This window comes from Celeribacter sp. SCSIO 80788 (genome assembly GCF_051054295.1).
In the GTDB taxonomy this organism is placed as follows: domain Bacteria; phylum Pseudomonadota; class Alphaproteobacteria; order Rhodobacterales; family Rhodobacteraceae; genus Celeribacter.
On sequence record NZ_CP150482.1, the window covers coordinates 1,293,907 to 1,319,105 of the forward strand.

Here is a 25,199-nt window from a genome sequence, read left to right on the forward strand (position 1 = left end):
CCCATGCGCCCCGCTGACTCGCTGTCCCGGGCACATACCTGACCCTCCTTATACGGCGACGGCGCGATGGTCAAAACATCCCCGGCCGGATCGCGCGCAATTGTGAGCAGAAAGACGCCGCCCGTGATCGCCCCCGCGTCTCACGCCCTTGCCGCCCCGCGTGCACGGGCCTATGTCCGAAACCATGAGACCCGAAGACATCCTTCCCACTTATGAACGTCAGGCCCGCGCTTTCGATCTGGCGCGCGCAAAGACCCTGTTCGAACGGCCATGGCTCGACCGGATGATGGGCTACACGCCCCAGACCGGAGGCAAACGCCATGTGCTCGATCTCGGATGCGGCTCGGGGCGGCCGATTGCGCAGTACCTGTCGGAGCGGCGCTGTGAGGTGACAGGCGTCGACGGGGCAGCCGCGATGGTGGCGCTGTTCCGGCAGAACCTGCCGCGCGCCCGCGTCCTGCATGCCGACATGCGCGGCCTCGATCTGGGCGAGACCTTCGATGCGGTGATCGCCTGGGACAGTTTCTTTCATCTCTCCGCCGAAGATCAGCGGGCGATGTTTGCGACCTTCGCCCAACATTTGAACCCGCGCGGCACGCTGTTGTTCACCACCGGCCCGGAGGCGGGCGAGGCGATTGGCAGCGTCGAACACGAGACCGTCTATCACGCATCTCTCTCGCCCGAGGAATACAGCCGCCTGTTGGCGGATCATGGGCTTGAGGCCATCGCCTTTATGCCCGAAGATCCGGGCTGCACCGGGCATTCCGTCTGGCTGGCGCGGAAAACCGGCTGAAGAGCCCGGCGATCTGCCCTCCCTCCTCTGTCGGACATAAAAACCTGCACCGCTTTCCTCTTGCCACTGTTGCGCGTTTTCTCTACGCAGTAACCGTAATGTTATTACATATCAATTCGCGCATGGTTTGCGCCAAAACCAAGGAAAGACCCTATGCACAAGTCCCCTCTCGCCTCTCCCATTGCCATGGCCTTCGCAACCGCCCTGTCCGTCACCCTGACGCTTGCCCCACAGGCCCGGGCCCATGATCACGGCAGCCATGACCACGGCCAGGACGAACAGATTTACAACGGTTATTTCGAAGACGCACAGATCGAGGACCGCCCGCTGTCCGACTGGGCCGGCGACTGGCAATCCGTTTATCCGCTTCTGATCGATGGCCAACTCGACGCCGTGATGGCGCATAAGGCCGAGCATGGCGACAAAAGCGCCGCAGACTACACCGCCTATTACACCACCGGCTATGCCACCGATGTGGACAAGATCGAGATCGAGGGCGACACCGTGACCTTCCATCGCGGCACTACCGCCACCCGCGCGCAATATGAAAGCGACGGCTACGAAATCCTGACCTACTCCAAGGGCAACCGCGGCGTGCGTTTCGTCTTCGAGAAGGTCGCGGGCGATGCGGAGGCGCCGCAGTATATCCAGTTCAGCGACCACCGGATTTTCCCGTCAAAGGCCGATCACTATCACCTCTACTGGGGCAACGACCGCACCGCCGTGCTCGAAGAACTGACCAACTGGCCGACCTATTACCCGGCCGATCTGAGCGCCGCGCAGGTCGCAAAAGACATGATGGCGCATTGAGCGCCGTCACACAGCCGGACAGGGAGCGGTTCTGATTTCCACCGTACGATCGCCCTGTCCCGTCCCGGAGGTTCCCTGTGCCTCCGGGACATTTCGATCTCCCGGACACGTTCCCCCGAAGGTTTACTTCCTCAATTTGTCCCGCAGCGACAGCTCCTGCTCTTCCCACGCGTATAGAGCATCGCGAATGGCCCAGGCCGCTTTCGTCCGCCAGGCCTGATCCTTGAGCTTCGCCCGGTCCTTGGCCGAAGACAGGAACCCAAGCTCGATCAACACCGACGGCATGTCCGGCGCTTTCAACACCGAAAACCCGGCCTCGAGGCGCGGGCGTTTGTGCATGCCGACGCTCTCGTCGAGATACTGCACCAGCGTATCCGCCAACCGGTCGGTGCGCGGCATGGTCTCGGTCCGCACCATGTCCATCAGAACGGTGGCGATCACGTCGTCCTGACCGGTGAGGTCCACACCCGCCAGCAAATCCGCCCGATCGTGGCGTTCGGCGAGCTTCTGCGAGGCCGCATCCGAGGCACGCTCCGCCAGCGTGTAGATCGTCGCCCCCTCGGCGCGCCCCTCGGCGATCGCATCGGCATGAAGCGACAGGAACACATCCGCCCCCGCCTCCCGTGCCAGCGTCAGCCGGGTCTCGAGTGGCACGAAAACATCCTCTGTGCGGGTCATGGTCACCGCGAAGCCCCCCGCCCGGTTCAGCACATCCTGCAATTCGCGCGCAAACATCAGCGTCAGGTCTTTCTCCCGCACGCCGTCCCGCTCCGCCCCCGGATCGATGCCGCCATGGCCGGGATCGAGCACCACACGCAAGGCCCCGTCGCCCAATATGCGCGCGGGCTCGGCTTTCGGTGCGTCCTCCACAGACGGGCGCACCAATTGCGCATCGGGCGGCGTGCCCGCCCCCAAAGCGAACTCGTCCGAGGCCGTCGGATCGAGATTGAGCGTCAGAACCGCGCCCTTGTCGTCGCGGCTCATCTCCGCATGGACAAGCGCATAGGGTTTCGCCAGATCGAGCACCATGCGCGACCAGCCCGGCGTGAACCCTCCGACCCGCAGCCCGCTCACCCCTTCGGCCGTGTCGAACGCTTCGGTATCGAACCCCGTCCAGTCCACTTCGGAAAAATCCACCACCATGCGGCGTGGGTCATCGAGGGTAAAGATGCGAAACGGCACCGGCTGGCTCAGCCGCAGCATCATCTCAAGACTGTCGCCCTGATCCACGAGCGCCGAGGCGCTGCTGTCGGCGCGCGCGAGCGCCGTAAGCCCGGTTTGCTGCGCCTCCGCGCGTGCTGTCAAAACACCGCCGATCAGTACCAAAGCCAGACTGAATTTCAAAACCAATGCCCGCATCACGCCCTCATGACTTATTTTGCGCAAGAGATACCATGTCTGTGCCCGAAAACCAGCCACGGACATGTGAACCGCCTCAGATATGGACGGAACGGTTGACCCCGTGATCTTTGCACCGCAGGCTGAACACGGATTCATAGGGAGCCCCGCCATGACGAACCCCTCACGCCCCATGATGCACCGCGTCTTGCCAGCAGCCCTCGCAACTCTGCTCGCCCTGCCCGCGCTGGCCGATCCGCTGCCGTCCTACTGGCAGGACGACCGCGATTTCTACAACGAGATCGCCGATGCCGCCTGTGTCGGCAACGCTGACGACAGCGATTTCGACAGGCTTATCAGCGCCGCGATTCAGGAGGCGAACGCCCCCGCAATGATCGCGCTGCGCTGGATGGTGCTGTCCGAAAGCTGCGTGCAATACAATCCGGACGGCGATCTGCTCACCAACAGCCTGATGGTGATGGCCGCGCTTCAGGCCTATCCCATTGCCCAGAGCAATCTCGCAAGCAGCTACCTGCATGGCTATTACGGCATCGAACAGAACCCCGACGAGGCGGAAGCCCTGTACGATCAGGCGATTCAGGGTGGCTATGGCGAGGCCGCCTCGGAATACGCCCGTGCGCTGATCGAAGGCGACATCCTGACGCGCGATCTGGACAAGGCGGCCGACCTGCTCGCCGTCGCCGAACGCGAAGGCGTCGAGGCCACCACGCTCGACCCGCTCCGGGCGCGGCTCGCCGAACTGGGGGGCGCTGAGGTCGGCGAGCCCCATATCGACCCCAGCTGGGACGGTGTTGATACGAGAAGACTCGCCGAATGGCTCTACGAAGGCCTCTACGGCAGCGACGACATGGAGTGAAGCTCCGTCGACACCCGGCCCTGGAGGTTGTTCACCAGAGGCTTTCATATGGCTCGCAATCGGTCGACCCGGTGCAGGACGGCTCAATGGATGAACGGGTTTCAAACACCGCGCCCGGCCATGAACCCGGCAAGCCGTTTGAGACCTTCGCGAATATCCTCGGTCGAGCGCGCATAGGAGAACCGCAGCATCCGCGCGCCGCGCACCGGATCGAAATCGATCCCCGGCGTGACGGCCACGCCCGCCTCGGCCAAAATCTCGTCGCAGAAGGCCTTGCTGTCCTCGGTATAGTCGGAGACATCGGCGTAGATGTAGAAGGCCCCGTCCGGCGGCGCGATCTTGTCGAAACCGATCTTCGGCAGCTCTTCGAGCATCAGCCTCCGGTTCTCGGCATAAACATCGACCATCTTCTGGCATTCCTGCCGCGCCTCCAACGCGCCCAAAGCCGCAACCTGCGAGGCATGCGGCGGGCAGAGGAAGAAGTTCTGCGCAATGCGTTCGATCACCCGCACATGATCCTCGGGCACCACCATCCAGCCGATACGCCAGCCGGTCATCGAGAAGAATTTCGAAAACGAGTTGATGACATAGACATCGTCCGACAGCTCAAGCGCCGTGACCGCCCGGCCCTCGTATTGGATGCCGTGGTAAATCTCGTCGGAGATGAAAGCGATGCCCTTGTCATGGCAGGCCTCGATCAAGGCTCCCATTTCCTCATGGCCCAACATCGTGCCCGACGGGTTGCCGGGGCTGGCCACGATCAGCCCGTCGAGCCCTTCGGGGATCTCGGAAGGCACCGGTTGCAGACGGTTTTCCAGCTTCGTCGGAATGCCGACCGGCGTGATGTCGAGACCGGTGAGAATCTGCCGGTAGGACGGATAGCCCGGCTCGCCCATGCCCACTTTCGCCCCCGCGTCAAAGAGCGCCGTGAAGGCCAGAATGAACGCCCCCGAGGAACCCGGTGTGATCACCACACGGTTCCAGTCAACGCTGACCCCGTACCAGTCCTGATACAGCGCCGCGATCCCCTTGCGCAGCTCCGGCAGGCCCAAAGCCACCGTGTAACCCAGAGGGTCCGCCTCCATCGCTTGGGTCACCGCCGCCCGCGCTTTCGAGGGCGCGCCGGTCGAGGGCTGACCGACCTCCATATGGATGATGTGTCGCCCGGCCTCTTCGGCCGCCCGCGCCGCCTCCATCACATCCATCACGATGAAAGGATCGACCACGGATCGTTGCGAGGTTTTCATGACGGGGCTCCTGTATTTCATATCGGCCAACCCATGCCAGCCAGCGGCGGGAATTGCAATGTGGCGGATCATGCGCAGGCGGTTTGCATCCCTGCACCCGCGCCTGTTGCATCTCCCTCCGCTGCGGCCTTGGGTCACGCAACTGTAGGGTGGAACCGGTCGCAAGATGTGGTAGATGCGACGGAACAGATCCTCAAACGGAGACAGACGATATGCCTTTTGCCAAAGCCTTGACCCGCCTCGGCGGCGCGGCGCTTTTCACCGCCTCCACCGCCCTTGCGGCAAGCGCCTTTGACATGGCCGACATGTCGGATGCGGAGCGCGAGGCCTTCCGGGCCGAGATCCGCGCCTATCTGCTTGAAAACCCCGAAGTGCTGATGGAGGCCGTCGACGTCTACCAACAGCGCCAAGCCGATCAACAGGTCGCCAACGATGCCGATCTGATTGCCGCCTATGCCGGGCCGATCTATGACGACAGCAACGATGCGGTCTATGGCAACCCGGACGGCGATCTCGTGATCGTCGAGTTTTCCGATTACCGGTGCGGCTATTGCAAGAAAGCCTACCCGGATGTGCAGGCGCTTCTGGAGAAGGACGGCAATATCAAGCTGATCGTCAAGGAATTCCCGATCCTCGGCGACGCGTCCGTTCTGGCCGCGCGCTTTGCCGTCGCGACCAAACTCGTGGAAGGCGATGAGGCCTATCTCAAGCTCCATGACGAGTTGATGCAGGCCCGCGGAGACATTTCCGAGGGCGCGCTGCGCCGCCTCGCCAAGGATCTCGGCATCGACGCCGACAAGGTGATCGCCGAGATGGACAGCGACGGGGTCACCGCGGTTCTGGCCCAGAACCACCAACTCGCCACCGCGCTGCAAATCTCCGGCACGCCGGCGTTCATCATGGGCGACCAGATGCTGCGCGGCTATGTGCCCTATGACGGCATGGTCGAAATCGTCAAAGAGGTCCGCGCCAACCGCTGAGGCACGCCGGGTTTATCAATGCTGTGCTGAAACAAGAAACCCCGCCGGTTTGGCGGGGTTTTTATTTGAGTATTTGAGGCAGCAAAGGAAACGCCAAGGTTATTCAGCGGGCTCGTCGACGGAGGCAGCGTCAAGTTCGGCGGCTTTTTTCTCCACCTGTTCAACGATGTGTTCGATCATGCTGTCGTTTGACATTTTATGCGACTGGGCGCCGCCGAGATAGACCATCCCGTGACCCGCACCCCCGCCGGTCCAACCGACATCGGTCATCAGCGCCTCACCCGGTCCGTTCACCACGCAACCAATGATCGAGAGACTCATTGGCGTCTTGATATGCTCAAGCCGCTTTTCCAATTCCTCCACTGTTTTGATCACATCAAACCCCTGACGCGCGCAGGAAGGACAGGAAATGATATTCACGCCGCGGTGGCGCAGACCGAGAGATTTGAGGATTTCATAGCCGACCTTGACCTCTTCGACCGGATCGGCGGAGAGCGACACCCGAAGCGTATCGCCGATGCCCATCCAGAGAAGTTGCCCCATGCCGATGGCGGATTTGATCGTACCGGACATCAGCCCGCCCGCCTCGGTGATGCCGAGGTGAATGGGCGCGTCGGTGGCCTCGGCCAGTTGCTGATAGGCGGCAGAGGCCATGAACACGTCGGAGGCCTTCACAGAGATTTTGAAATTGTGGAAATCGTTGTCTTCGAGGATCTTGATGTGATCCATGCCGCTCTCGACCATCGCGTCGGGGCACGGCTCGCCGTATTTCTCCAACAGGTGCTTTTCGAGAGAGCCCGCGTTGACGCCGATGCGGATCGAGCAATTGTTGTCCCGCGCCGCTTTGATCACGTCCTTGACGCGCTTCTCGTCGCCGATATTGCCCGGATTGATCCGCAGGCAGGCCGCGCCCGCTTCCGCCGCCTCGATGCCGCGCATGTAGTGAAAATGAATGTCGGCTACGATCGGCACCGGGCTTTCGCGGCAAATCTCTTTCAATGCCGCCGAGCTTTCCTTGTCCGGCACAGAGACCCGCACGATGTCGGCCCCGGCTTCGGCGGCACGGATCACCTGATCCAACGTCGCCTTCACGTCATGGGTCAGGGTGTTGGTCATGGTCTGCACGGAAATCGGCGCATCGCCGCCCACCGGCACGTTCCCGACCCAGATCTTGCGGCTCACACGGCGGTCGATATTGCGCCAGGGACGGACGGGATTGTGCGACATGGGAGCCTCTTTTGCGAAACGCGTTTGGCCTTAGATAGGCCTCCGCGCCGCGCGGGGCAAGCGGTCACAACCGCCTTTCCGCGTCTCTCCCCTGCGACTTATTCCGCGTTTTGCGCCACGCGGAACATCTCCGCCACGCTGCCATTGGCGGAGAGATCGACGGAGCGATAACTGTCGGACACATTGGCCACGGAAAGCGCGACATTCTTGACCACCTCGCCCGAGGAACCGACCGGGCCATAGGCCTGACCGTTCACCGCAAAATAAACGCCACCGCCATTGCCCGTGCGCAGCACGGGCGGTTGCTCCATCGCGGGCACGACATAACGCTCTCCCGCATCGAGGATCTTCTCGAAAATCACCGACCCGTCGGCGGCCTGTACCCGCACCCAGGACGGCAGAACCGCCACCAGCGCCAGTTGCGGCGCGTCGTCCGCTGTGACCTGAACCGACGAGTCGCCTTGATCGGACAGGGCCGCATCGGCGATCAGGTTCGACATATCGTTGAGAATGGATTCGCGATCTGCGGCGGCGCTTTCGCCCGCCAGAGCGCCCACTTCGCGCGGATCGAGCGAGGCAATCGGCCCGTCGCGCGGCACCAGCACCGGCACGTCGAGCGCCTGCGGCCGGTACAGCCGGTCCAGCGCTTCGGCGGAGGGCGTGGCAAGGCTCACGCTTTCGTCCAAGCCCGCGACGACCATCTGATCCCCGCCCAAAGGCGCCACTTCGGAGATCACGCCGGGGGCCTGATCCACAGGGGCGAGTTTGACCTTTTGAATTTCCTGCAACACGGTCCAGCCGCCATAGCCGATCACGCCCAGAAGCGCGAAAAGCACCGCAGAGGAGCCAAGCGCACCCGGTTCGATGCGCGACATAAAGCTCTGCCCGCGCGGCACGAAACTGGCGTTCGGATTGGCGAACGGGTCGCTGACCGTGGATTTCTGCGCCGTCTTGGCGGGACCGCTGCGTTTGCTGGAGGCCTGCGGCGACATGCCATGAGCGACGGCGAAACCGCTTTCCTGACAAAACCGCGCAAAAGCCCAGTCGGGATCGAGATCGAGATAGCGCGCATAAGAGCGCACGTAACCAGCAATGAACCCCTGGGTCTCGAACACGGAGGGATCGGAATTCTCGATCGCGGCAATATAGGTCGCCTTGATCTTCAACTCGCGCTGCACGTCGAGAAGGGATTTGCCGATGGTCGCGCGTTCGCCACGCATGATGTCGCCGAGTTTCAACTCGAAGTCATCAAACCCGCGAGGATGTTCCGTATCCTCGACAGGTGGTTTTCTCCACCGCCCGATCATGAGCCTGCCCCAAGTTGATCCTGTCCCGATGGGGTTCCTGACGATTCGCCGAAACCCCTTGGGACAGTGTTACCACATGCTCAAACCGCTCGCACAGCAGATATGCGTTTTAGCCAGCCAATTCGGCGCGATTCAGCGCACAATGGCTCCACAAAGCGTCAAGCGCCTTGATCAGGTGATCCATCTCCTTCGGACCATGCACCGGCGAGGGCGTAAAGCGCAGACGCTCGGTACCGCGCGGCACGGTCGGGTAGTTCACCGGCTGCACGTAGATACCATACTGCTCGAGCATCATGTCCGACATCAATTTCGTGTGTTTCGGATCGCCCACGATCAGCGGCACGATATGCGACCCGTTGTCGGTGATCGGCAGGCCCAGCCCCTTGAGACGGGTCTTGAGGATTTTCGCCTGGGTCTGATGCTCCTCGCGCAGCTTCACCCCGCCCTCGCCTTTCAGCCAAGCAATCGAGGCCGCAGCGCCCGCGGCCACCGCCGGCGGGATCGAGGTCGTGAAGATGAAGCCCGGCGCGTAAGAGCGCACCGCGTCACACATTTTCGCCGAGGCCGCAATATAGCCGCCGAACACGCCGAACGCCTTGCCCAGCGTGCCGTTGATGATGTCGATCCGGTCCATCAGACCGTCGCGCTCGGCCACACCGCCACCGCGCGGACCGTACATGCCCACCGCGTGCACCTCGTCGAGATAGGTCAGTGCGTTGAATTCATCGGCGATGTCGCAAAGCTCCTTGATCGGCCCGAAATCGCCGTCCATCGAATAGACCGACTCGAAAGCGATCAGTTTCGGCGCTTCGGGATCGTCGGCGGCCAGCAACTCGCGTAGGTGATCGAGATCGTTGTGGCGGAAGATGCGCTTGGCGCCGCCGTTGCGGCGGATGCCTTCGATCATCGAGGCATGGTTGAGCGCGTCGGAATAGATGATCAGCCCCGGAAACAGCGTCGGAAGCGTCGAGAGCGTGGCGTCATTGGCAATATAGGCCGAGGAGAAGACCAGCGCGCCCTCTTTGCCATGCAGATCGGCCAGTTCGGCTTCGAGACGTTTGTGGTAGACGGTCGTGCCCGAGATGTTGCGCGTGCCGCCAGACCCGGCGCCGGTCGCGTCCACCGCCTCTTTCATGGCTTCGATCACCACCGGGTTCTGTCCCATGCCGAGATAATCGTTGCCGCACCAGACGGTGACGGGCCGCTCGGTGCCATCGGGGCGGGTCCAGGTGGCGTGCGGAAATTGTCCGCGCTTGCGCTCGATGTCGATGAAAGTGCGATAGCGCCCCTCGTCGTGCAAACGTTGGATCGCCTCGTCAAGCTTCGCCGTGTAGTCCACTTTTTATCCTTTCGCGCGTCTCGGGTCTGCCTCTTTTAGCGGCACAAAACGAAAATTGCGACTCATATTCACAATTCGCAAGATAATACCGCCACCAGACCCCGTAAGGGCTGAACAAGCCTCATTCTGCCCCGCCCTTTTAGAATGACTAAAAACCCCTTCTGAATGATCTATGTCAACCCATGGTCTCGACTGGACACCGGGAATGAGAGGCGTAAGCTGCGACAAAACAACCCGAGCACGATCAAAGGTTTCCGATAATGAACACACGTCTCGATCCGGTGCTGGCGCGCATCGACGCCGACATCGACCCGACCCTCGAGCGGCTGATGACCTTCCTGCGCATCCCGTCGATCTCCACCGACCCGGCGCATAAGGCCGATTGCAAGACCGCCGCCGAGTGGCTTGTCGCCGATCTCCAGTCTCTGGGTGCCGAGGCCGAGCTTTGCGACACCCCCGGCCATCCGATGGTCTGGGGCAAGATCGGGTCCGGCGCGCCGCATCTTTTGTTCTACGGCCACTATGATGTGCAGCCGGTCGATCCGCTGTCGCTTTGGGATCACGATCCGTTTGCCCCCTTCATCGAAGAGCGCGAGAGCGGAAAAGTGATCCGTGGCCGCGGCGCCTCCGACGACAAAGGCCAACTCATGACCTTCGTCGAGGCCTGTCGCGCCTGGATCGCCGAGCATGGCACCCTGCCTTGCACCATCACCTTCTTCTTCGAAGGCGAAGAGGAAAGCGGCTCGCCCTCGCTCATCCCCTTCATGGAAACCCACAAAGACAAGCTCGCCGCCGATCTGGCGCTGATCTGCGACACCTCGATGGTCTCTCCCGGCGTGCCTTCCATCGCCTCGCAACTGCGCGGCATGCTGAAGGACGAGTTCACCCTGATCGGTCCCTCGATGGATCTGCACTCCGGCCATTACGGCGGCCCGGCGCTCAACCCGCTGCGAGAAATCTCCCGGATCATCAGCACCTTCCACGACGATCAGGGCCGCGTCACCGTCAAGGATTTCTATGACGGCGTCGAGGAAGTCCCCGCCGAACAACTCGCGCAATGGGAAAGCTGTGGCTTCGACGAGGCGGAATATCTCGCCACCGCAGGCATGACCGTGGCCCATGGCGAGGCGGGCTATTCCGCCCTCGAACAGCAATGGGCACGCCCGACCCTTGAGATCAACGGGCTTTGGGGCGGCTATCAGGGCCCCGGCTCGAAAACCGTGATCCCGGCCGAGGCGCATTGCAAGATCACCTGCCGTCTCGTCGGCACGCAAGACCCGGACAAGATCCGCAAGAACCTGCGCGCCCATGTCGAGGCACAGCTTCCGGTCGACGCCAAAGTGGTCTGGGATCAGGATCTCGAAGGCTCCCCCGCCGCCGTGATGAACACCGCGCGTCCGGAGTTCGAAGCTGCGCGCCAGGCGCTTTCGGACGAATGGAACCGCGAGGCGGTGTTTGCGGGCATGGGCGGCTCGATCCCGATCGCCGGGTTCTTCACCACCATTCTCGGCCTCGATTCCATGTTGGTCGGCTATGCGGATGACGACGACCGAATCCACTCTCCGAACGAGAAATACGGCCTCAAGAATTTCCACAAAGGCATCCGCAGCTGGGCGCGCATTCTCGACGCGGTCTCGAAAGCCTGACCGTGGCGCTTGCCTGTGGCCACAAACTCAAAAGCCTCCGGCATATCCTGTGCCGGAGGCTTTCCCTTCCCCACCGCGTGGAACGGACACCGCAACTCCTTAGATCAAAGCCAGCTACGGCTCTCAGGAACAGCCCGGGAACACAGCACGTTCTATGCAGATTTCTGTGCGCCGTCCTGTGCGCCGCTGTCAAAACATGGCACCGGCGCCCCCCCCAACAAAACGCCTCAGCCTTCCGCCGGACGCGCCCCGCGGAGCAGTTTTGCGATCAGCAACACCCAAGGCAGCCCATGCATCGCCAGATCGAACATATCGATCGGTCGAGAAAGTGTGCCGCAGGCAAGCATGTTCAGCTTTTCCCAGATATGCGGCTCCGGCACGAAAGGCGCGAGACCAAGCGTCAGCGCCGCAAGCACACATATCGACAAGGAGATGGAATCGATCAACTTCATTCCTCGTTCCTGCCCGCCTTCCGAACCAAGACCAAGGCATTTTTCACAGAGCCGCTCTTTCGGACTGTCATTTGGGGCTCGCAAAACGCACCCAGCTCACATTTCCCCCGAAACACCTGCCGAAATTGCGGGCCGAAATCGCGGGCCATCCGGTTCCAGAGCCGCCGCCCCATCGTAAAACTACGCCAAAGCACACCGCCTGAACCGTGCCACATCCTTGTGCAAAACCCCGGCTTTCCGCCCACCGCCCCGATGAGACGCGCGCGCCGCACATGCAATCGTCTGGCACTCCCATCCCGATGCTCACGGGATGCAGACAAGAACCGCCCGCAAAGGTCCGCACACACCATGCCACCCCTCAGAACAGTTCCAGATCGCTCGTCCGTTCCGGGGTCGGCCTTTTTTCCACAACCTGAGACGCATCCGCCACAAGCTTTTGCCGGGCTTTGCCAAGCGCAGGCATGAACTCGACACGCCGCGCCTGCGTCCCGCCCAGGCTCTGCCCATCACAGGGAATATTCTCCCGTTCGAGATAGGACAGCACGAAAGTGCCATTCTGGTTCCCGGCATTGGTCAGCCCCTTATACATTTCAGCCCCGCCAAACACCTTGGCCCTAAGCCTTTCACGCCGCGCCCCATGCCGGATCAGACCGTTGATCAAGAGCTCCATGGCATTGGCGCCGAAGGAACTGACATCGCTGCGCGAGGGCGGCCCTTCCGGCAAAAGAAAATGGTTCATCCCCCCGACCCGCGCCACGGGATCCCATAGGCAGGTGGCGACGCAGGATCCGAGAATTGTGGAAATCACCGTGTCTTCGCTCTCGCCGATCGCATATTCCCCCTGGGCGATATAGGTCCGGCTCCCGAATGCGCGTTTTTCAGAAATCGTGGTCATGTCGCCCTCACATGTGCCGGGCTTTCACACAGACGCAGGATTTCATCGCCGAACACGTCCAGATCGGCCCATTGTTCGACGCCCCCCAATTCTCCGGCCACCCGCGGCATACCGAAAACGATGCAGCTTTCCTCGCTCTGTCCAAGCGTTCGGGCCCCGGCCTTGCGCAGCGCGGCCATGCCTTCCGCCCCATCGCGCCCCATGCCGGTCAGGATCCCCGCCGTCACCCGTGGCGCCATCGGCACAGCAGAAAGGAACATCGAATCCACAGACGGCCGGTGACCGGACACCGGCGGCCCCTTGTGCAACTTGACCCGCAAATCGACAGGTCCGCCGAGATTGAGATGCGTGGCCCCCCCCGGTGCAATCATCACCACTCCGGGTTCCAGCGCGCTCCCATCCGTTGCCAGCATGACCCTGGGCGCGACCAGCGGGTCGAGACGGGCGGTAAAGCTGACCAGAAACGGTTCCGGCATATGTTGCGTGATCAATGTCGGCGGACACTTCTCTGGAAAGCGCTGCAGGACGCGTTCGATTGCATCCACCCCCCCTGTCGACCCCCCAATCAGGCAAATCCTGTGAAAATTCCTTTCCTTTCCCGGCTGTGGCCGTGGACGCTGAGCACTGCGCGGGCTGGGAAGTCGCGCCCGCGCGGCCAGCACCACCATCTCCGAGAGCCGCGAGAAATTTTCGAGCCCATCTCCTAACTTGGGTTTTTCCACGCAATCGACCGCGCCCAGAGCCATCGCTTCCACCGCAACATCGCTGCCCCGGCGGGTCAATGTCGAGACCATCACCACGGGCATCGGACGATGCCGCATGAGACGCTTGAGAAACTCGAGCCCGCTCATGCTTGGCATTTCGACATCGAGCGTCATCACATCGGGGCGATGCGTATTCACCGCATCCCGTGCCTCCCGCGCCGTTCCCGCTTCAGCCACCACGACAAGGCGACTGTCGGCTTCGAGGATCGACCGGATGAGGCGGCGCATTGTCGCCGAGTCATCCACAATCAGAACACGTAACGGTTTCAAGCCAATCTCCTTTTAACAGCCCGGATATCACGCGCAGGTTGCTCAAAAATCTTCCCAGTCGTCCTCAATCGGCGGCGCAACCGGCACGGGGGCATTCACCGCGTGTTTGACAGCTGGTTTCGGCGCCTTGGCCGCGGCAACGGGCGTCTCCGCCATTCTCGGCTCCGGTTTACTCACCGGACGCTTGAAATCCACCTGAACCGGCGCACTGGCCACTGTGGTCTGTGCCTGTACACTGCCAATGGCAAAGCGCGACGTGGTGACGTTCAGGTTCTCCGCCTCGCGGGTCAGGGCGTGGCTGGCGGCCGTGGTCTGTTCGAACATGGCGGCATTCTGCTGGGTCACCTGATCGAGCTGGTTCACCGCCGCATTGATCTCCGCAAGCCCCGAGGACTGCTCGCGCGAGGAAATAGCGATTTCCGACACGTTGTGAGAAATCTCGGACACGGATTTCACGATTCCGCGCAGCGCCTCCCCTGTCTCGCCGACAAGGCTCACGCCGCGTTTCACCAGTGTTCCGGACTTGGAAATCAGATCGTTGATCTCTCGCGCCGCCTCGGAAGACCGCTGCGCCAATGCCCGCACCTCGGAGGCCACGACCGCGAACCCCCGTCCCGCTTCACCGGCCCGCGCCGCCTCGACCCCCGCGTTGAGCGCCAGAAGGTTGGTCTGGAAGGCAATGTCGTCGATCACCGAAGTGATTTTCGAGATTTGATCGGAGGAGGTCTCGATCTGGCTCATCGCCTCAACCGCTTCCTGCACCACCTTGCCCGAAGATTCGGCATTGGCCTTGGCGGTCTCCACCATTTCGGAGGCCTGTTTCGCGCCATCGGCAGCCGAGCGTACCGAAGAGGTCAGCTCGTCCAGCGCCGTCGCAGTCTCCTCCAGCGTCGCCGCCTGTTTCTCGGTCCGGCGCGACAGGTCGTCCGCCGCGTTCGATATCTCGGCGGCCTCGCCCCGGATCATGTCGGCATTCTCGACCACGTTGCGCATGGCCGACAGAAGATTCTCGATTGCCTGATTGAAATCGCCGCGCAGCGTTTCGTATTCGACCGAGAATTTATCATCGATCCGCGAAGTCAGATCGCCCTGCGCCAGTTTTTTGAGGCCGACACGCAACCCCTCCACGACGCGGTCCTGTTCCGCCTTCATGCGCTCGCGTTCGGCTTCCGCCGCCACGAGGGCCGCCTGGCTGTCGGTGATGTCCGTGCCGAGAAGAATGATACGGAACGGACGCCCCGAGGAATCCTTCACCGGGCTGAACGTGCCTTCCAGGATGGAGGTGTTGCCCTCCTTGTCGAGCAGCTTGAACCGGCCGTAGATGCTTTCGCCCCGATTCAGGCGCTCCCAAACATCGCCCCGCTCGGAGGCCATCTTGGCGTTGAAGGCAAAGATTTCGTCATGTTTCATGCCGATCAGTTCGGTCGGGTCGACGCCCAGCATGCGCGAGAAATTCGCATTGGCCTTCATGAGCTTACCATCGACGCCAAACTCGGCCTTGGCCTGATTGCCGTCAAGGGCGGTGATGACGGCCTCGTTGGTACGGATGTCGGTGACATCCTTCCATTCCATCACACAGCCGATCTGCTCGCCGTCGAGATCGACCACCGCGTTCACATCCAGCGCGAAATGCACATCCCCCACCTTCATATCCGTCGAGAAGGGCATCTTGCTCGTGTCGGAGAGGATCATGCGAATCCGGTGCGGATCTTTGTGAAAAATATCGATGTTCTTACCGACGATATGGTCGGCGTCGAACGCCCCGAACATCCCGCGGAAGACCGGCTCGTTCTCTTTGAGCAGCTCATGCACGGCCGAGTTCATATAGGTGATCGTGAAGTCCTGATCGATCATCATCAGAGCCGCCGAAGACCCCTCGAACGCGGCCCCCTTGAACAGACCGTCGCGCGTGGCCTGCTCTGCTCGTCCAAGCGCATGACGGAAATCGTCCAGCGCATTGGCGATCTGCCCGATCTCGTCGCCGCGCTCGACGCCCGGAACGTCGACCGCATAATTGCCCTCGGAAACCGTGCGCATCGCCCCTTCCACACGGGTCAGCGGGCGGGAAATTGTCCGGGCGATCAGATAGGCGACCAGCGCCACCACGGCGGTCATCAGAGCACCCTGCCAGGCCATGGTCCGGGCCAGCGCCGTCGCGGGCTCGAGAATTTCCTCGATCGTCTGCTCCGCGATCAGCCCCCAGCTCACCCCGTGGTACTCCACCGGAAAGAAGGCCGCGAGATGTTCGTGAAGTTTGCCGGTGCCGATCTCCTGATCGGTTTCGCGCAGAAATCCCGTTTCCCCGGCAATCACCTTTTTCGCCGAATCCGTGCTCAGGGTGACGTTCAGAATCTCATTCCCCGCGCCGTGGATCGTGTTGGAGCGCAACAGAAGATCGGTGCCGACCAGATAGGAATCGCCGGTTGTGCCGAGCCCCGTCGGACGCGTGGTGATGGTGTCGATACGATCCACCGGCATCTGGAACGCGATCACGCCGCGCATCTCGCCACGACGATCCAGAACCGGGGACGCCAGGAAAGCCGCCGGAGCGCCATGCGAGGGGGCGTATTTCTCGAAATCGGCGAAGAAAATGCCCGGCCCTTGTGCGGCCAGAGCCTGTTGCAGAACCGTCCCGAGCCCGGTGTCGGCATAGTCGCCTTCGAGAAAATTGGTGGCGTAATCCTGTTCTTTGAACACCGAATAGATCAGATCGCCGGAAAGCGAGAAGACGAAGACATCGTAATAGCCCTTTTCCTCGACGAGCTTGCGGAAATAGCCGTGATAGAGCTTGTGGACCTGGCTGTAGGCCGAACCGTCCTGCGCATAATCGAGCTGTTGCTTGAAGCCCTGTTCATTGGGGTTGCGCTCGATGTACCAGCCCTTGAGATAGGCCGTGCGGTCACCGTCAAGCGTCTCCCACGCCTCCCCGAAACCACGGATCGCCGAAAGCACCGTCGGGTTTTCCGCCTGACTGCGAAGATCGATATCGACCCCCTCGAGCCAGCCCTCCAGCTCAAGCGCGCGGGCTTCCGCCACGGTCATCATCGCCTCTTCCGCCTCGCCGAGCAAGGATTGCGACGCATTGCGATAGGATACGAGATTCGCAATCGCGATGGTCACGATGGTCAGTCCGATCATGATCGCCGGCAGCTTTTTCGCCAGTTTGATCCTGCTAAAAAATTTCATCTCATGTCTCCAGGTATCGCGGGTCCGCTCCACGTTCCGGTGAGAGGTGGCCCAAGCGATATATCGATCAGCTTTCGGGCACAGCTGCCCCGTACCTCACGATCCATGCCGCCAAGGAGTGAAGATTCATTTAAGTCCGGATATTTTCGTTCGGACAATCGCTCGAATTTTCATGAATCCTGCGCCCGCCCCCCGGGATCACCCCAAGTCGGCCACGCGGCCCCGCGCGGCAAGCCTGTGCATCTCACGGCACATCCGGCGTTTTTTGCGCATTTTTTCGCCCAGATCCCGGCTGCATTAACCATTGATAAACCTATTAACCATTTCCTGAGATCACGCGCCCATTTGCCGTTCCGGCACCTGCGGTTCCCGAAGCCAGATCGCACAAGATTCACAACAAAGACCCATTGCCCGTGAACATCACAAGACGTTTCCGCCCAAGCCCCCGCGCCGGACTGCCCATGGCGCTCCGCAGCGTCGTGGCCCTGATGGTCACCCTGCTACTGCTTCAGGCGGTTTCTCTGATCGGCGGCATCGCCCCGCCCCCGACGCTCGGGCCATTGCATCCGACGGTGCTCGTCGCCACGAGCCTGCTCCTCGCCGATCTCCTGCATCAGTGGCATCGCCGCCGCCACGGCAACCTCCGCCCCAGCTCGCATCTCTCCTACGGCTCTCCGGTCGCACTCACCCTGATCCTCCTGCGCGTCGCGGAACTGGAGGGCCACCCGGTGCAGGGCCTGCTCGTCCTGATCGGGTCGCAGACCGACACCCTCCATCTCAGCCTCCTCTCGCTTCTGTGTTTCCTGCTGCTGGCCCTGCTGCCGCTGATCGCACGCGGACAGAAAAGCGGCGCTTGGATCGCCTGTGTCATCCTGATCTCCATCGCCGAGATCGCCCTGTTCCGGCTGTCCCGGAGTATCGACCCGTCCCCGACCTTTCCCCCCGCGCTCTCCCGTTTCGCGCAGGGCCTGTCGCTCTCCGAAGCCCTGCTGTTTCTCGGACTCGCCGCACTCTCCCTGCCCCTGACCAAGGCCCCCCGCCTGCTTTGGGACCCGCACACACCAAAGGTCGACCGCCTGCTCTGGGCCGTACTCGCCACCCTTCAGCTCAACATGATCCTCTCGCTCTGGGGCGGCGAAGGCGGCCCGCTCGATCTCGTTGCAACCGTCGGCCTCAGTCTGCTGTCCATCCTCGTGGTGGAAAAACGTCTGCGCCCGCTGGAACGCGCCGCCCGGGACATCGACGCCCCTCTCGCCTCGGAGAGCGACCTCTTTCAAAGCCCCGCAGCACCCGGCCCGACGCCGCCGCCCCGCAGCGCGCGGATGACCTCCGACAGCGCCTCGGATGAAGCAAACCGCCTGCCGCTCTTCCTGCGTCCGCACCATTGGATGACCTTTCGCGCCACCGAACGTCAACGGCTCGTCTGGACCGCCGTCGCGATCTTTGCCGTGACATGGCTGACCGAGAGCCTGTTCCGCGTCAGCTTTCCGACTCTCGTGCCGCTGTGGTGGAGCGCCGGATTGCTTTCCTACTATCTTTTGCTGCACCCCGGACACAGCTGGCCCCGCGTTCTGGGCGCGGGGACGATGGCCATGATTGTCGCACGTCTCGCCCTCGCACAACCGCCTGCGACCGCGCTGATTTCCGCCGGGTTCAATGGCGTTGAGGCGCTGATCCTCGCCTCTCTCGCCCGGCATATGCTCCGTCTGACACTCGTCGATCGCCGCTTCGTCGAAGTCGACCCAAAACTCCAGAGCCTCGTCGGCTTTCTGCTGTCGATCATGCTCACCGGCCTCGCGCTTGCCTTTCTCAATCAGGCCGCCCTCGCCCTTTTCGGCCAGACCCCGCCGCACCTGACAGAGGTCGCGCAATTTCTGCTGGCCAACCTGACCGGCATTGCCCTGCTCACCCCGATTTTCATCGGGGTGATCTGGAAACTGCATTTCGGCTTCGAAGCCCCCGACCGACCCGCCGTCTCGGCCCTTCCGCTGACCCTGATGCTGGCCGGGTGTGCCTTTCTGACCGGCCGGTTTCCCTTCGACAGTTTCGGCCTGTCCTCCGCCCTGCCCGTCACCTTCGGTCTGGTCCTGCTGCTCTCGACCGTCACCCTGCGCAATATGCTGGAAACCGGGCTGGCGAATATCGCCGTAGCCTCAGCGCTCCTTCTGGGGGCCGGGCTCAAATCCCCGCTCTCCTATGTGGAATTCTCCATCCTCGTGCTGATCGGCTCCTGCCTCGTCACCCTCGCCGGCAGTTACAAACAGCAACGCACCCGTGATCGCATGTTGCGCACCGAGTTGCTCGACAACAGCCCCGCCATGATGATCACCATGGATGCCCAATTCCGGATCACAACAATCACGGACCGGCTCTGCGCCTATCTCGACGTGCCCCGCAGCGTCATCCTCGGCAAAACACCCGCCACGTCCGGCTTCCTGCGCCTGCCCGATCACACGCTCACCGCCATGCGACGTTTTATCCGTGAAAGCCCGGACACCGATCTCACCCTCGAGATCGACATCCGCCGTCATGACGGCACCCTGCGCAAAGCCCTCGCCGCGATCCGCAAGACCCGCACCCCCGGCCTGTCGCATCATTACATTGTCCAGATCACCGACACGACCGAGCTGCATCGCAACACCCGACTTTATAAACTCACCCTCGAAGAAGGCCCCGCCCTTCTGCTCGTCCAGGACAGCCAACGCCGCACCCTCAACGCCACGCCCGCGCTCTGCACCCGCCTCGGGTTTTCCCGCAGCGATCTGATCGGCCGCGACATCGCCGAGTTGACCCCAGTCCACACCCGCCGTTTCGTCAATCAGATGCGGGCACTCGGGGACGATTTTACGCCGCCTGCCCACAAGGTGCTCGAATTCACCACCGCCGGGGGCAAGATCCGCAAGATGACCGCCGAACGTCGCCTGATCGACCCGGACGCCACGGGCGAACAGCCGAAATACATCATCCTTTTCACCGATGTGACCGAATTCGAGGCGCAGCGCAGCCTCACCGAAACGCTCTTGAACCGCAACGCCGCCGTGGTGATTTCCCAGGACCGCAACTGGCGCATCCAGTCGGTCTCCGACGCCTGGAGCGAACATTTCGGCTACAGCCGCGCCGAGACCCTCGGGCGCGATCTCATCGACTTCATTCCGACCGAGGATCACGCTGCCTCGAAAAGCTTTCGCCGCCATCTCCTGTCCCGCACCAGGGACAAGGAAACGATCTCCAACACGCTGAGCTTGCTCACCAAAACCGGGGAGAGACGGATCGTCGAGCTGCGCAGCGTGATCGAGGAAAACGAGGACAGGTGGCTCAATATCATCATGATCGTCGACATCACCGAAGTCTCGCTGGCGCGCCGGAAACTCGAACATCTCGTCGCCCATGATGAGCTCACCGGGCTCTATTCGCGCCGCGGCTTCAACCGGCTTCTGGCCGATGGCGAACGTCTCCACGATTACGACCTCTTCCTGCTCGACCTCGACCATTTCAAGAGCGTGAACGACACCTACGGCCATAAGGTCGGTGACGATCTGTTGCGCCGGATCGCCGCCGTGATCTCCGAAAAAACCGGAGCGCTCGGTCATGCCTGTCGCGTCGGCGGGGAGGAATTCGCCGTCATTCGCAACGCCACAACCGCCGCCCTGAACCGCACATTCGCTGAGGAACTGGCCCGGGACATTGCGGCGTCTACCCTGCCCACCTCGTCGGGGCCGGTGTCGCGCACCGTCTCCATCGGCGTCACCCGGCTGGCCCGCACCGACCGGCTCGACGACGCCGCGAAATGGGCCGACTGGGCGCTGCGCGAGGCCAAGGAGCACGGGCGCAACAAGGTGATCCTGACCGATGAGGCCTTCTTCGAACGCTTGCGGCAAGACGGCCGCCTGACCAGTTATCACGATGTCCTCGGGGCGTTGCAGCGTGACGAGATCGTCAAATACGTCCAGCCGATTTTCGATGCGGAGACCCACCGGGTCGTTGGCTTCGAGGCGCTGTTGCGCTGGGAGCGGCTCTCAGGCGAGATCCTGCCGCCCCGGCAATTCCTGCCGCAGTTGCAGAATGTACTGCTGAGCGAGGATCAGTCCGACACACCCCGTAAATTGTGTCACCGCCTGCTCACCCGCCTCACCGCCTGCCCCGGCGCCTTCGTCAGCTTCAACATCCGGCTGGAGGCGCTGGCCTTCCCCGGCGCCGCCGCGCTGCTGATCCGCAATTTCGGTCCGCTCGCCCAGGTGCGCCACGCCATCGTGCTCGAAATCTGCGAGGATGCGATCACCGACCGGATCGACATGGATCAGGCGATGACCGAGATTGCCATTCTGCGTGCTCAGGGCATCCGAATAGCGCTCGACGATTTCGGCAAGGAAGCCTCCAATCTCAACCGTCTCACCCATCTGCCGATCGACATCGTGAAGATCGACAAATCCCTGATCGAGCGCATCGTCACCGACCGCCGCTCGCGCGAGGCCCTGCGCTCGGTCATCCATCTGGCCGAGGCGCTGAACTTCGAGATCGTCGCCGAAGGGGTCGAAACCGAAGCGCAACGCAGGATGCTTCTCGAACTTGGGCTGACCTGGCATCAAGGCTTTCTCTACGCCCGCGCGATGCCCGCCGAACAGGCCAATCGGCTCTACGGCACCTCCGAGAACCGCGCCAACGGCACCACAGACGCCGCCTCTGAAGTCCTGTAGCCATCTCTGAGCCGGGAACTGACAAAACAAAAGGGCACCCAACGGGCGCCCTCAAGGCCGGTTCAGACCGGCAGAAATCTGGATGGTGGGTGATAAGAGATTTGAACTCCTGACATCTTCGATGTGAACGAAGCGCTCTACCACTGAGCTAATCACCCGCCGTGGCGCGGTGTTTAGCCTCTGGCAAATTCGGATGCAAGAGGCTTTTGCCAGAAAATATCCCGGAAATTCAGTTTTCCTCGGTCGCCGTTTCTGCCGTCTCCTCAGCGCCTTCTTCGCCTTCAACCTCTTCGCCCAGCATGGTCTTGGACCGGCGCAGCTTGGCCACGATGACATGCGCGCCAGCGCCGTCCTGTTGCCGTTTCACAGACATTTTGCCCAAAGGCGGCAGGTTCAGCTCCTCACCGCGCTGAAGCGCATCGCCCAGCTCCTTGAGCGTCGCCTCGACCGCCTTCTTGGCCTCGCCGCGCTTGACGCCGGAGGCCTCGGCCACCCGGTCGATGAAATCTTTCTTCTTCATGGTCGTCACCACCGTGGTTTCGGGCGCCTCAACCGGCGCGGGCTCCGTGCTGATCGGCACGGTCTTTTTCGCAGCGGCTTTCTTTGCCGTCGATGTTTTCGCAGTGGTCTTGGTTTTCCGGGTTGCGGTGGTCCGCGCAGCCATAAGAGAGCCCCTCTGGTGGTTTGTTTCCGTTGTGGAAACCTTACTCTCGTCGCCCCGTACGCTGCAAACGAGAAATGGCCTCGGAACCATGGTTCTAGCGCCTTGATGAACCAAAGGTTTATTTGCCCAAACCCTGTGCATCTCCCCGCCCCCAAAAGCAAGAAAGCCGACCCGAAGGTCGGCTTTCCCACAATTGTTTCCAGAACGGCGTTCAGTGTGCCGTCGCACCCTGGCTTTCACCGCCGCCCGAAAGCTTGGCCAGACGCGCGGCCTCTTCGGCGGCCTCGTCCCATTCAATCGGCTCCGGCTGGCGCACCAGCGCGTGTTTGAGCACCTCGGACACATGGGTGACGGGGATGAGTTCCAGCCCCTCTTTCACATTGTCCGGGATCTCGGCGAGATCCTTGACGTTCTCTTCCGGGATCAGCACGGTTTTGATGCCGCCCCGCAGAGCCGCCAGAAGTTTCTCCTTGAGCCCGCCGATGGCGGTGGCATTGCCGCGCAGAGACACCTCGCCGGTCATGGCGATGTCCTTGCGCACCGGGATCTGCGTCAGCACCGACACAATCGTCGTCACCATCGCCAGACCGGCCGAGGGCCCATCCTTCGGCGTCGCCCCGTCGGGGACGTGGACGTGGATGTCGATCGTGTCGAACACCGGCGGTTTCACCCCGATCTGCGGCGCGATGGAGCGCACATAGGAACTGGCCGCGTCGATGGATTCTTTCATCACATCGCCCAGTTTCCCCGTGGTCTTCATCCGCCCCTTGCCGGGCAGTTTCAGCGCCTCGATCTGCAACAGATCACCACCGACCGACGTATAGGCCAAGCCCGTGACAACCCCGATCTGATCCTCTTTCTCGGCCAGACCGTAGCGGAATTTCTTCACGCCGAGGAAGTCCTCGATGTTGCCCGCGTTCACCTCGACGCTGTCCGCCTGTTTGCGCACGATCTGCGTCACCGCCTTGCGTGCCATCTTGGCAAACTCGCGTTCGAGATTCCGCACCCCCGCCTCGCGGGTATAGTAGCGGATCACATCCGTCACAGCCTCATCCGTCACAGAAAATTCCTTGGCCTTGAGGCCGTGGTTCTTGATCTGTTTCGGGATCAGATACTGTTTCGCGATCTCCGATTTCTCGTCCTCGGTGTAGCCCGACAGCGGGATGATCTCCATCCGGTCGAGAAGCGGCCCCGGCATGTTGTAGCTGTTCGAGGTGGTCAGGAACATCACGTTGGAGAGATCGTATTCGACCTCCATGTAGTGATCCACGAAGGTGGAATTCTGTTCCGGATCAAGCACTTCGAGCATGGCCGACGCCGGATCGCCCCGGAAATCCTGCCCCATCTTGTCGATCTCATCGAGCAAGATAAGCGGGTTCGTCGTCTTCGCCTTTTTCAGCGCCTGAATGATCTTGCCCGGCATGGAGCCAATGTAGGTCCGGCGGTGACCGCGGATCTCGCTCTCGTCGCGCACGCCGCCCAGCGAGATGCGAATGAACTCGCGCCCCGTGGCCTTGGCGACCGATTTGCCCAGCGAGGTTTTGCCCACGCCCGGCGGGCCGACGAGGCAGAGGATCGGGCCTTTCAGCTTCTGGCTGCGGCTCTGCACGGCGAGATATTCGACGATCCGCTCCTTGACCTTTTCAAGCCCGTAATGGTCGTGATCGAGGATCTCCTGCGCCTTGTTCAGATCCTTTTTGACGCGGGATTTCGTGCCCCACGGGATCGACAGCATCCAGTCGAGATAATTGCGCACAACCGTGGCTTCGGCCGACATCGGCGACATGTTCTTGAGCTTCTTGAGCTCGCCCTCGGCCTTTTCACGCGCCTCTTTCGACAGTTTGGTAGCGGCGATCTTCTCTTCGAGCTCGGCGATCTCGCCAGCCCCGTCCTCACCGTCGCCCAGTTCCTTCTGAATGGCCTTCATCTGCTCATTCAGGTAATATTCGCGCTGGGTTTTCTCCATCTGCGATTTGACACGGGTTTTGATCTTTTTCTCGACCTGAAGCACAGACATCTCGCCCTGCATCAGCCCGAACACAGCCTCAAGCCGCGCATCGACCGCAAGCGTTTCCAGAAGCTTCTGCTTCTCGTCCACCTCAACGCCCAAGTGACCGGCCACGAGATCGGCGAGTTTTGCGGGCTCGCGGGTCTCGGACACGGCGACAAGCGCCTCTTCGGGGATGTTCTTTTTCACCTTGGCGTAATGCTCGAACTCCTCGCGCACGGAGCGCAGAAGGGCCGTGACCGCATCGGCATCGCCGACGCTTTCCTCTAGGGGGGTAATCTCCGCCTCGAAATGGCTGTCGTTCTCGAGGAACCGTTCAAGCCGCACCCGACGCTCGCCTTCGACCAGCACCTTGACGGTGCCATCGGGCAATTTCAAAAGCTGCAACACATTGGCCAGCACGCCGACGCGGAAGATGCCGTCCTCCGACGGATCGTCCACCGACGGGTCCATCTGGGCGGAGAGCAGGATCTGTTTGTCCTGCGCCATCACCTCTTCGAGCGCTTTGACCGATTTTTCCCGGCCCACGAACAGCGGCACGACCATGTGGGGAAACACCACGATGTCGCGCAGCGGCAGGACGGGATAGGATTGGATTTGCTCGTGCATAGTCATTCCTTATCTTGGCAAAAGACCAAGGCCCCGCCCCTGCGGCAACCATCCGGTCTTTCCTGTCTTGGCTCTATATCTGGGGGGGCACCC

At 61.9% G+C, this 25,199-nt stretch carries 17 protein-coding genes and 1 tRNA gene; 6 read left to right on the plus strand and 12 right to left on the minus strand.

All coding sequences use genetic code 11. From position 1 onward, the window contains the following. The first annotated feature begins 184 nt into the window (after positions 1-184). Both V1471_RS06585 and V1471_RS06590 read left to right on the plus strand, forming a co-directional pair. Positions 185-793 carry a class I SAM-dependent methyltransferase gene (locus V1471_RS06585; RefSeq protein ID WP_434287553.1) on the plus strand — a complete coding sequence of 203 codons (609 nt, stop codon included), beginning with the start codon at positions 185-187 and terminating at the stop codon, positions 791-793. Positions 794-946: 153 nt separating this feature from the next. Next, the gene (locus tag V1471_RS06590; RefSeq protein WP_434287554.1) at positions 947-1,603 is read left to right on the plus strand and encodes a ZinT family metal-binding protein; all 657 of its coding nucleotides are present in this window, start codon (positions 947-949) and stop codon (positions 1,601-1,603) included. Between the two features lie 123 nt (positions 1,604-1,726). On the opposite strand, the gene V1471_RS06595 is transcribed toward V1471_RS06590, so the two are convergent. Further along, complete coding sequence (locus tag V1471_RS06595) at positions 1,727-3,028, minus strand: N-acetylmuramoyl-L-alanine amidase (RefSeq protein WP_434287555.1); 1,302 nt, start codon at positions 3,026-3,028, stop codon at positions 1,727-1,729. An 85-nt stretch (positions 3,029-3,113) separates the two neighbouring features. Here V1471_RS06595 and V1471_RS06600 point away from each other — a divergent pair, with 85 nt between their 5' ends. Then, positions 3,114-3,818, plus strand: coding sequence for a hypothetical protein (locus V1471_RS06600; RefSeq protein WP_434287556.1), 705 nt, complete (start codon positions 3,114-3,116; stop codon positions 3,816-3,818). A gap of 101 nt (positions 3,819-3,919) precedes the next feature. On the opposite strand, the gene V1471_RS06605 is transcribed toward V1471_RS06600, so the two are convergent. Further along, positions 3,920-5,065, minus strand: a complete 1,146-nt coding sequence (locus V1471_RS06605) for a pyridoxal phosphate-dependent aminotransferase (protein ID WP_434287557.1) — start codon at positions 5,063-5,065, stop codon at positions 3,920-3,922. Between the two features lie 212 nt (positions 5,066-5,277). Between V1471_RS06605 and V1471_RS06610 the strand changes: the two genes are divergently transcribed. Then, a complete protein-coding gene (locus V1471_RS06610) occupies positions 5,278-6,045 on the plus strand; it encodes a DsbA family protein (RefSeq protein ID WP_434287558.1) in 768 nt (255 codons plus the stop codon). 99 nt (positions 6,046-6,144) lie between these two features. Here V1471_RS06610 and ispG read toward each other — a convergent pair whose 3' ends face one another. The 3 genes from ispG to hemA all read right to left on the minus strand — a co-directional run bounded on the left by ispG (position 6,145) and on the right by hemA (position 9,918). Then, a complete protein-coding gene (ispG, locus tag V1471_RS06615) occupies positions 6,145-7,272 on the minus strand; it encodes a flavodoxin-dependent (E)-4-hydroxy-3-methylbut-2-enyl-diphosphate synthase (protein ID WP_434287559.1) in 1,128 nt (375 codons plus the stop codon). Positions 7,273-7,370: 98 nt separating this feature from the next. Then, the gene (locus V1471_RS06620; protein ID WP_434287560.1) at positions 7,371-8,579 is read right to left on the minus strand and encodes a helix-turn-helix domain-containing protein; all 1,209 of its coding nucleotides are present in this window, start codon (positions 8,577-8,579) and stop codon (positions 7,371-7,373) included. A 109-nt stretch (positions 8,580-8,688) separates the two neighbouring features. After that, the gene (gene hemA, locus V1471_RS06625; protein ID WP_434287561.1) at positions 8,689-9,918 is read right to left on the minus strand and encodes a 5-aminolevulinate synthase; all 1,230 of its coding nucleotides are present in this window, start codon (positions 9,916-9,918) and stop codon (positions 8,689-8,691) included. Positions 9,919-10,178: 260 nt separating this feature from the next. Here hemA and V1471_RS06630 point away from each other — a divergent pair, with 260 nt between their 5' ends. After that, a complete protein-coding gene (locus V1471_RS06630; RefSeq protein ID WP_434287562.1) occupies positions 10,179-11,564 on the plus strand; it encodes a dipeptidase in 1,386 nt (461 codons plus the stop codon). Positions 11,565-11,791: 227 nt separating this feature from the next. On the opposite strand, the gene V1471_RS06635 is transcribed toward V1471_RS06630, so the two are convergent. From V1471_RS06635 to V1471_RS06650, 4 genes are all read right to left on the minus strand, one after another. After that, positions 11,792-12,016: an RND transporter gene (locus V1471_RS06635; RefSeq protein ID WP_434287563.1), complete on the minus strand. Its 225-nt coding sequence runs from the start codon at positions 12,014-12,016 to the stop codon at positions 11,792-11,794. Positions 12,017-12,374: 358 nt separating this feature from the next. Then, positions 12,375-12,911 (minus strand): chemotaxis protein CheD, encoded by a 537-nt coding sequence (locus V1471_RS06640; protein WP_434287564.1) that lies wholly within the window; start codon positions 12,909-12,911, stop codon positions 12,375-12,377. Then, positions 12,908-13,945 carry a protein-glutamate methylesterase/protein-glutamine glutaminase gene (locus V1471_RS06645; protein ID WP_434287565.1) on the minus strand — a complete coding sequence of 346 codons (1,038 nt, stop codon included), beginning with the start codon at positions 13,943-13,945 and terminating at the stop codon, positions 12,908-12,910. The genes V1471_RS06640 and V1471_RS06645 overlap by 4 nt, the downstream gene beginning before the upstream one ends. Positions 13,946-13,987: 42 nt before the next feature. Further along, the gene (locus V1471_RS06650) at positions 13,988-17,131 is read right to left on the minus strand and encodes a methyl-accepting chemotaxis protein (RefSeq protein WP_434287566.1); all 3,144 of its coding nucleotides are present in this window, start codon (positions 17,129-17,131) and stop codon (positions 13,988-13,990) included. 461 nt (positions 17,132-17,592) lie between these two features. On the opposite strand from V1471_RS06650, the gene V1471_RS06655 reads away from it, so the two are divergent. Next, the gene (locus V1471_RS06655) at positions 17,593-21,825 is read left to right on the plus strand and encodes an EAL domain-containing protein (protein WP_434287567.1); all 4,233 of its coding nucleotides are present in this window, start codon (positions 17,593-17,595) and stop codon (positions 21,823-21,825) included. Positions 21,826-21,908: 83 nt separating this feature from the next. Here the strand turns inward: V1471_RS06655 and V1471_RS06660 are convergent. The 3 genes from V1471_RS06660 to lon all read right to left on the minus strand — a co-directional run bounded on the left by V1471_RS06660 (position 21,909) and on the right by lon (position 25,106). Then, positions 21,909-21,983: transfer RNA gene (locus V1471_RS06660), tRNA-Val, on the minus strand. Positions 21,984-22,054: 71 nt separating this feature from the next. Next, positions 22,055-22,489, minus strand: coding sequence for an HU family DNA-binding protein (locus V1471_RS06665; RefSeq protein WP_434287568.1), 435 nt, complete (start codon positions 22,487-22,489; stop codon positions 22,055-22,057). 211 nt (positions 22,490-22,700) lie between these two features. Beyond that, entirely contained in the window at positions 22,701-25,106 is a 2,406-nt protein-coding gene (lon, locus tag V1471_RS06670; protein ID WP_434287569.1) for an endopeptidase La, read from the minus strand. Positions 25,107-25,199: the final 93 nt, after the last annotated feature.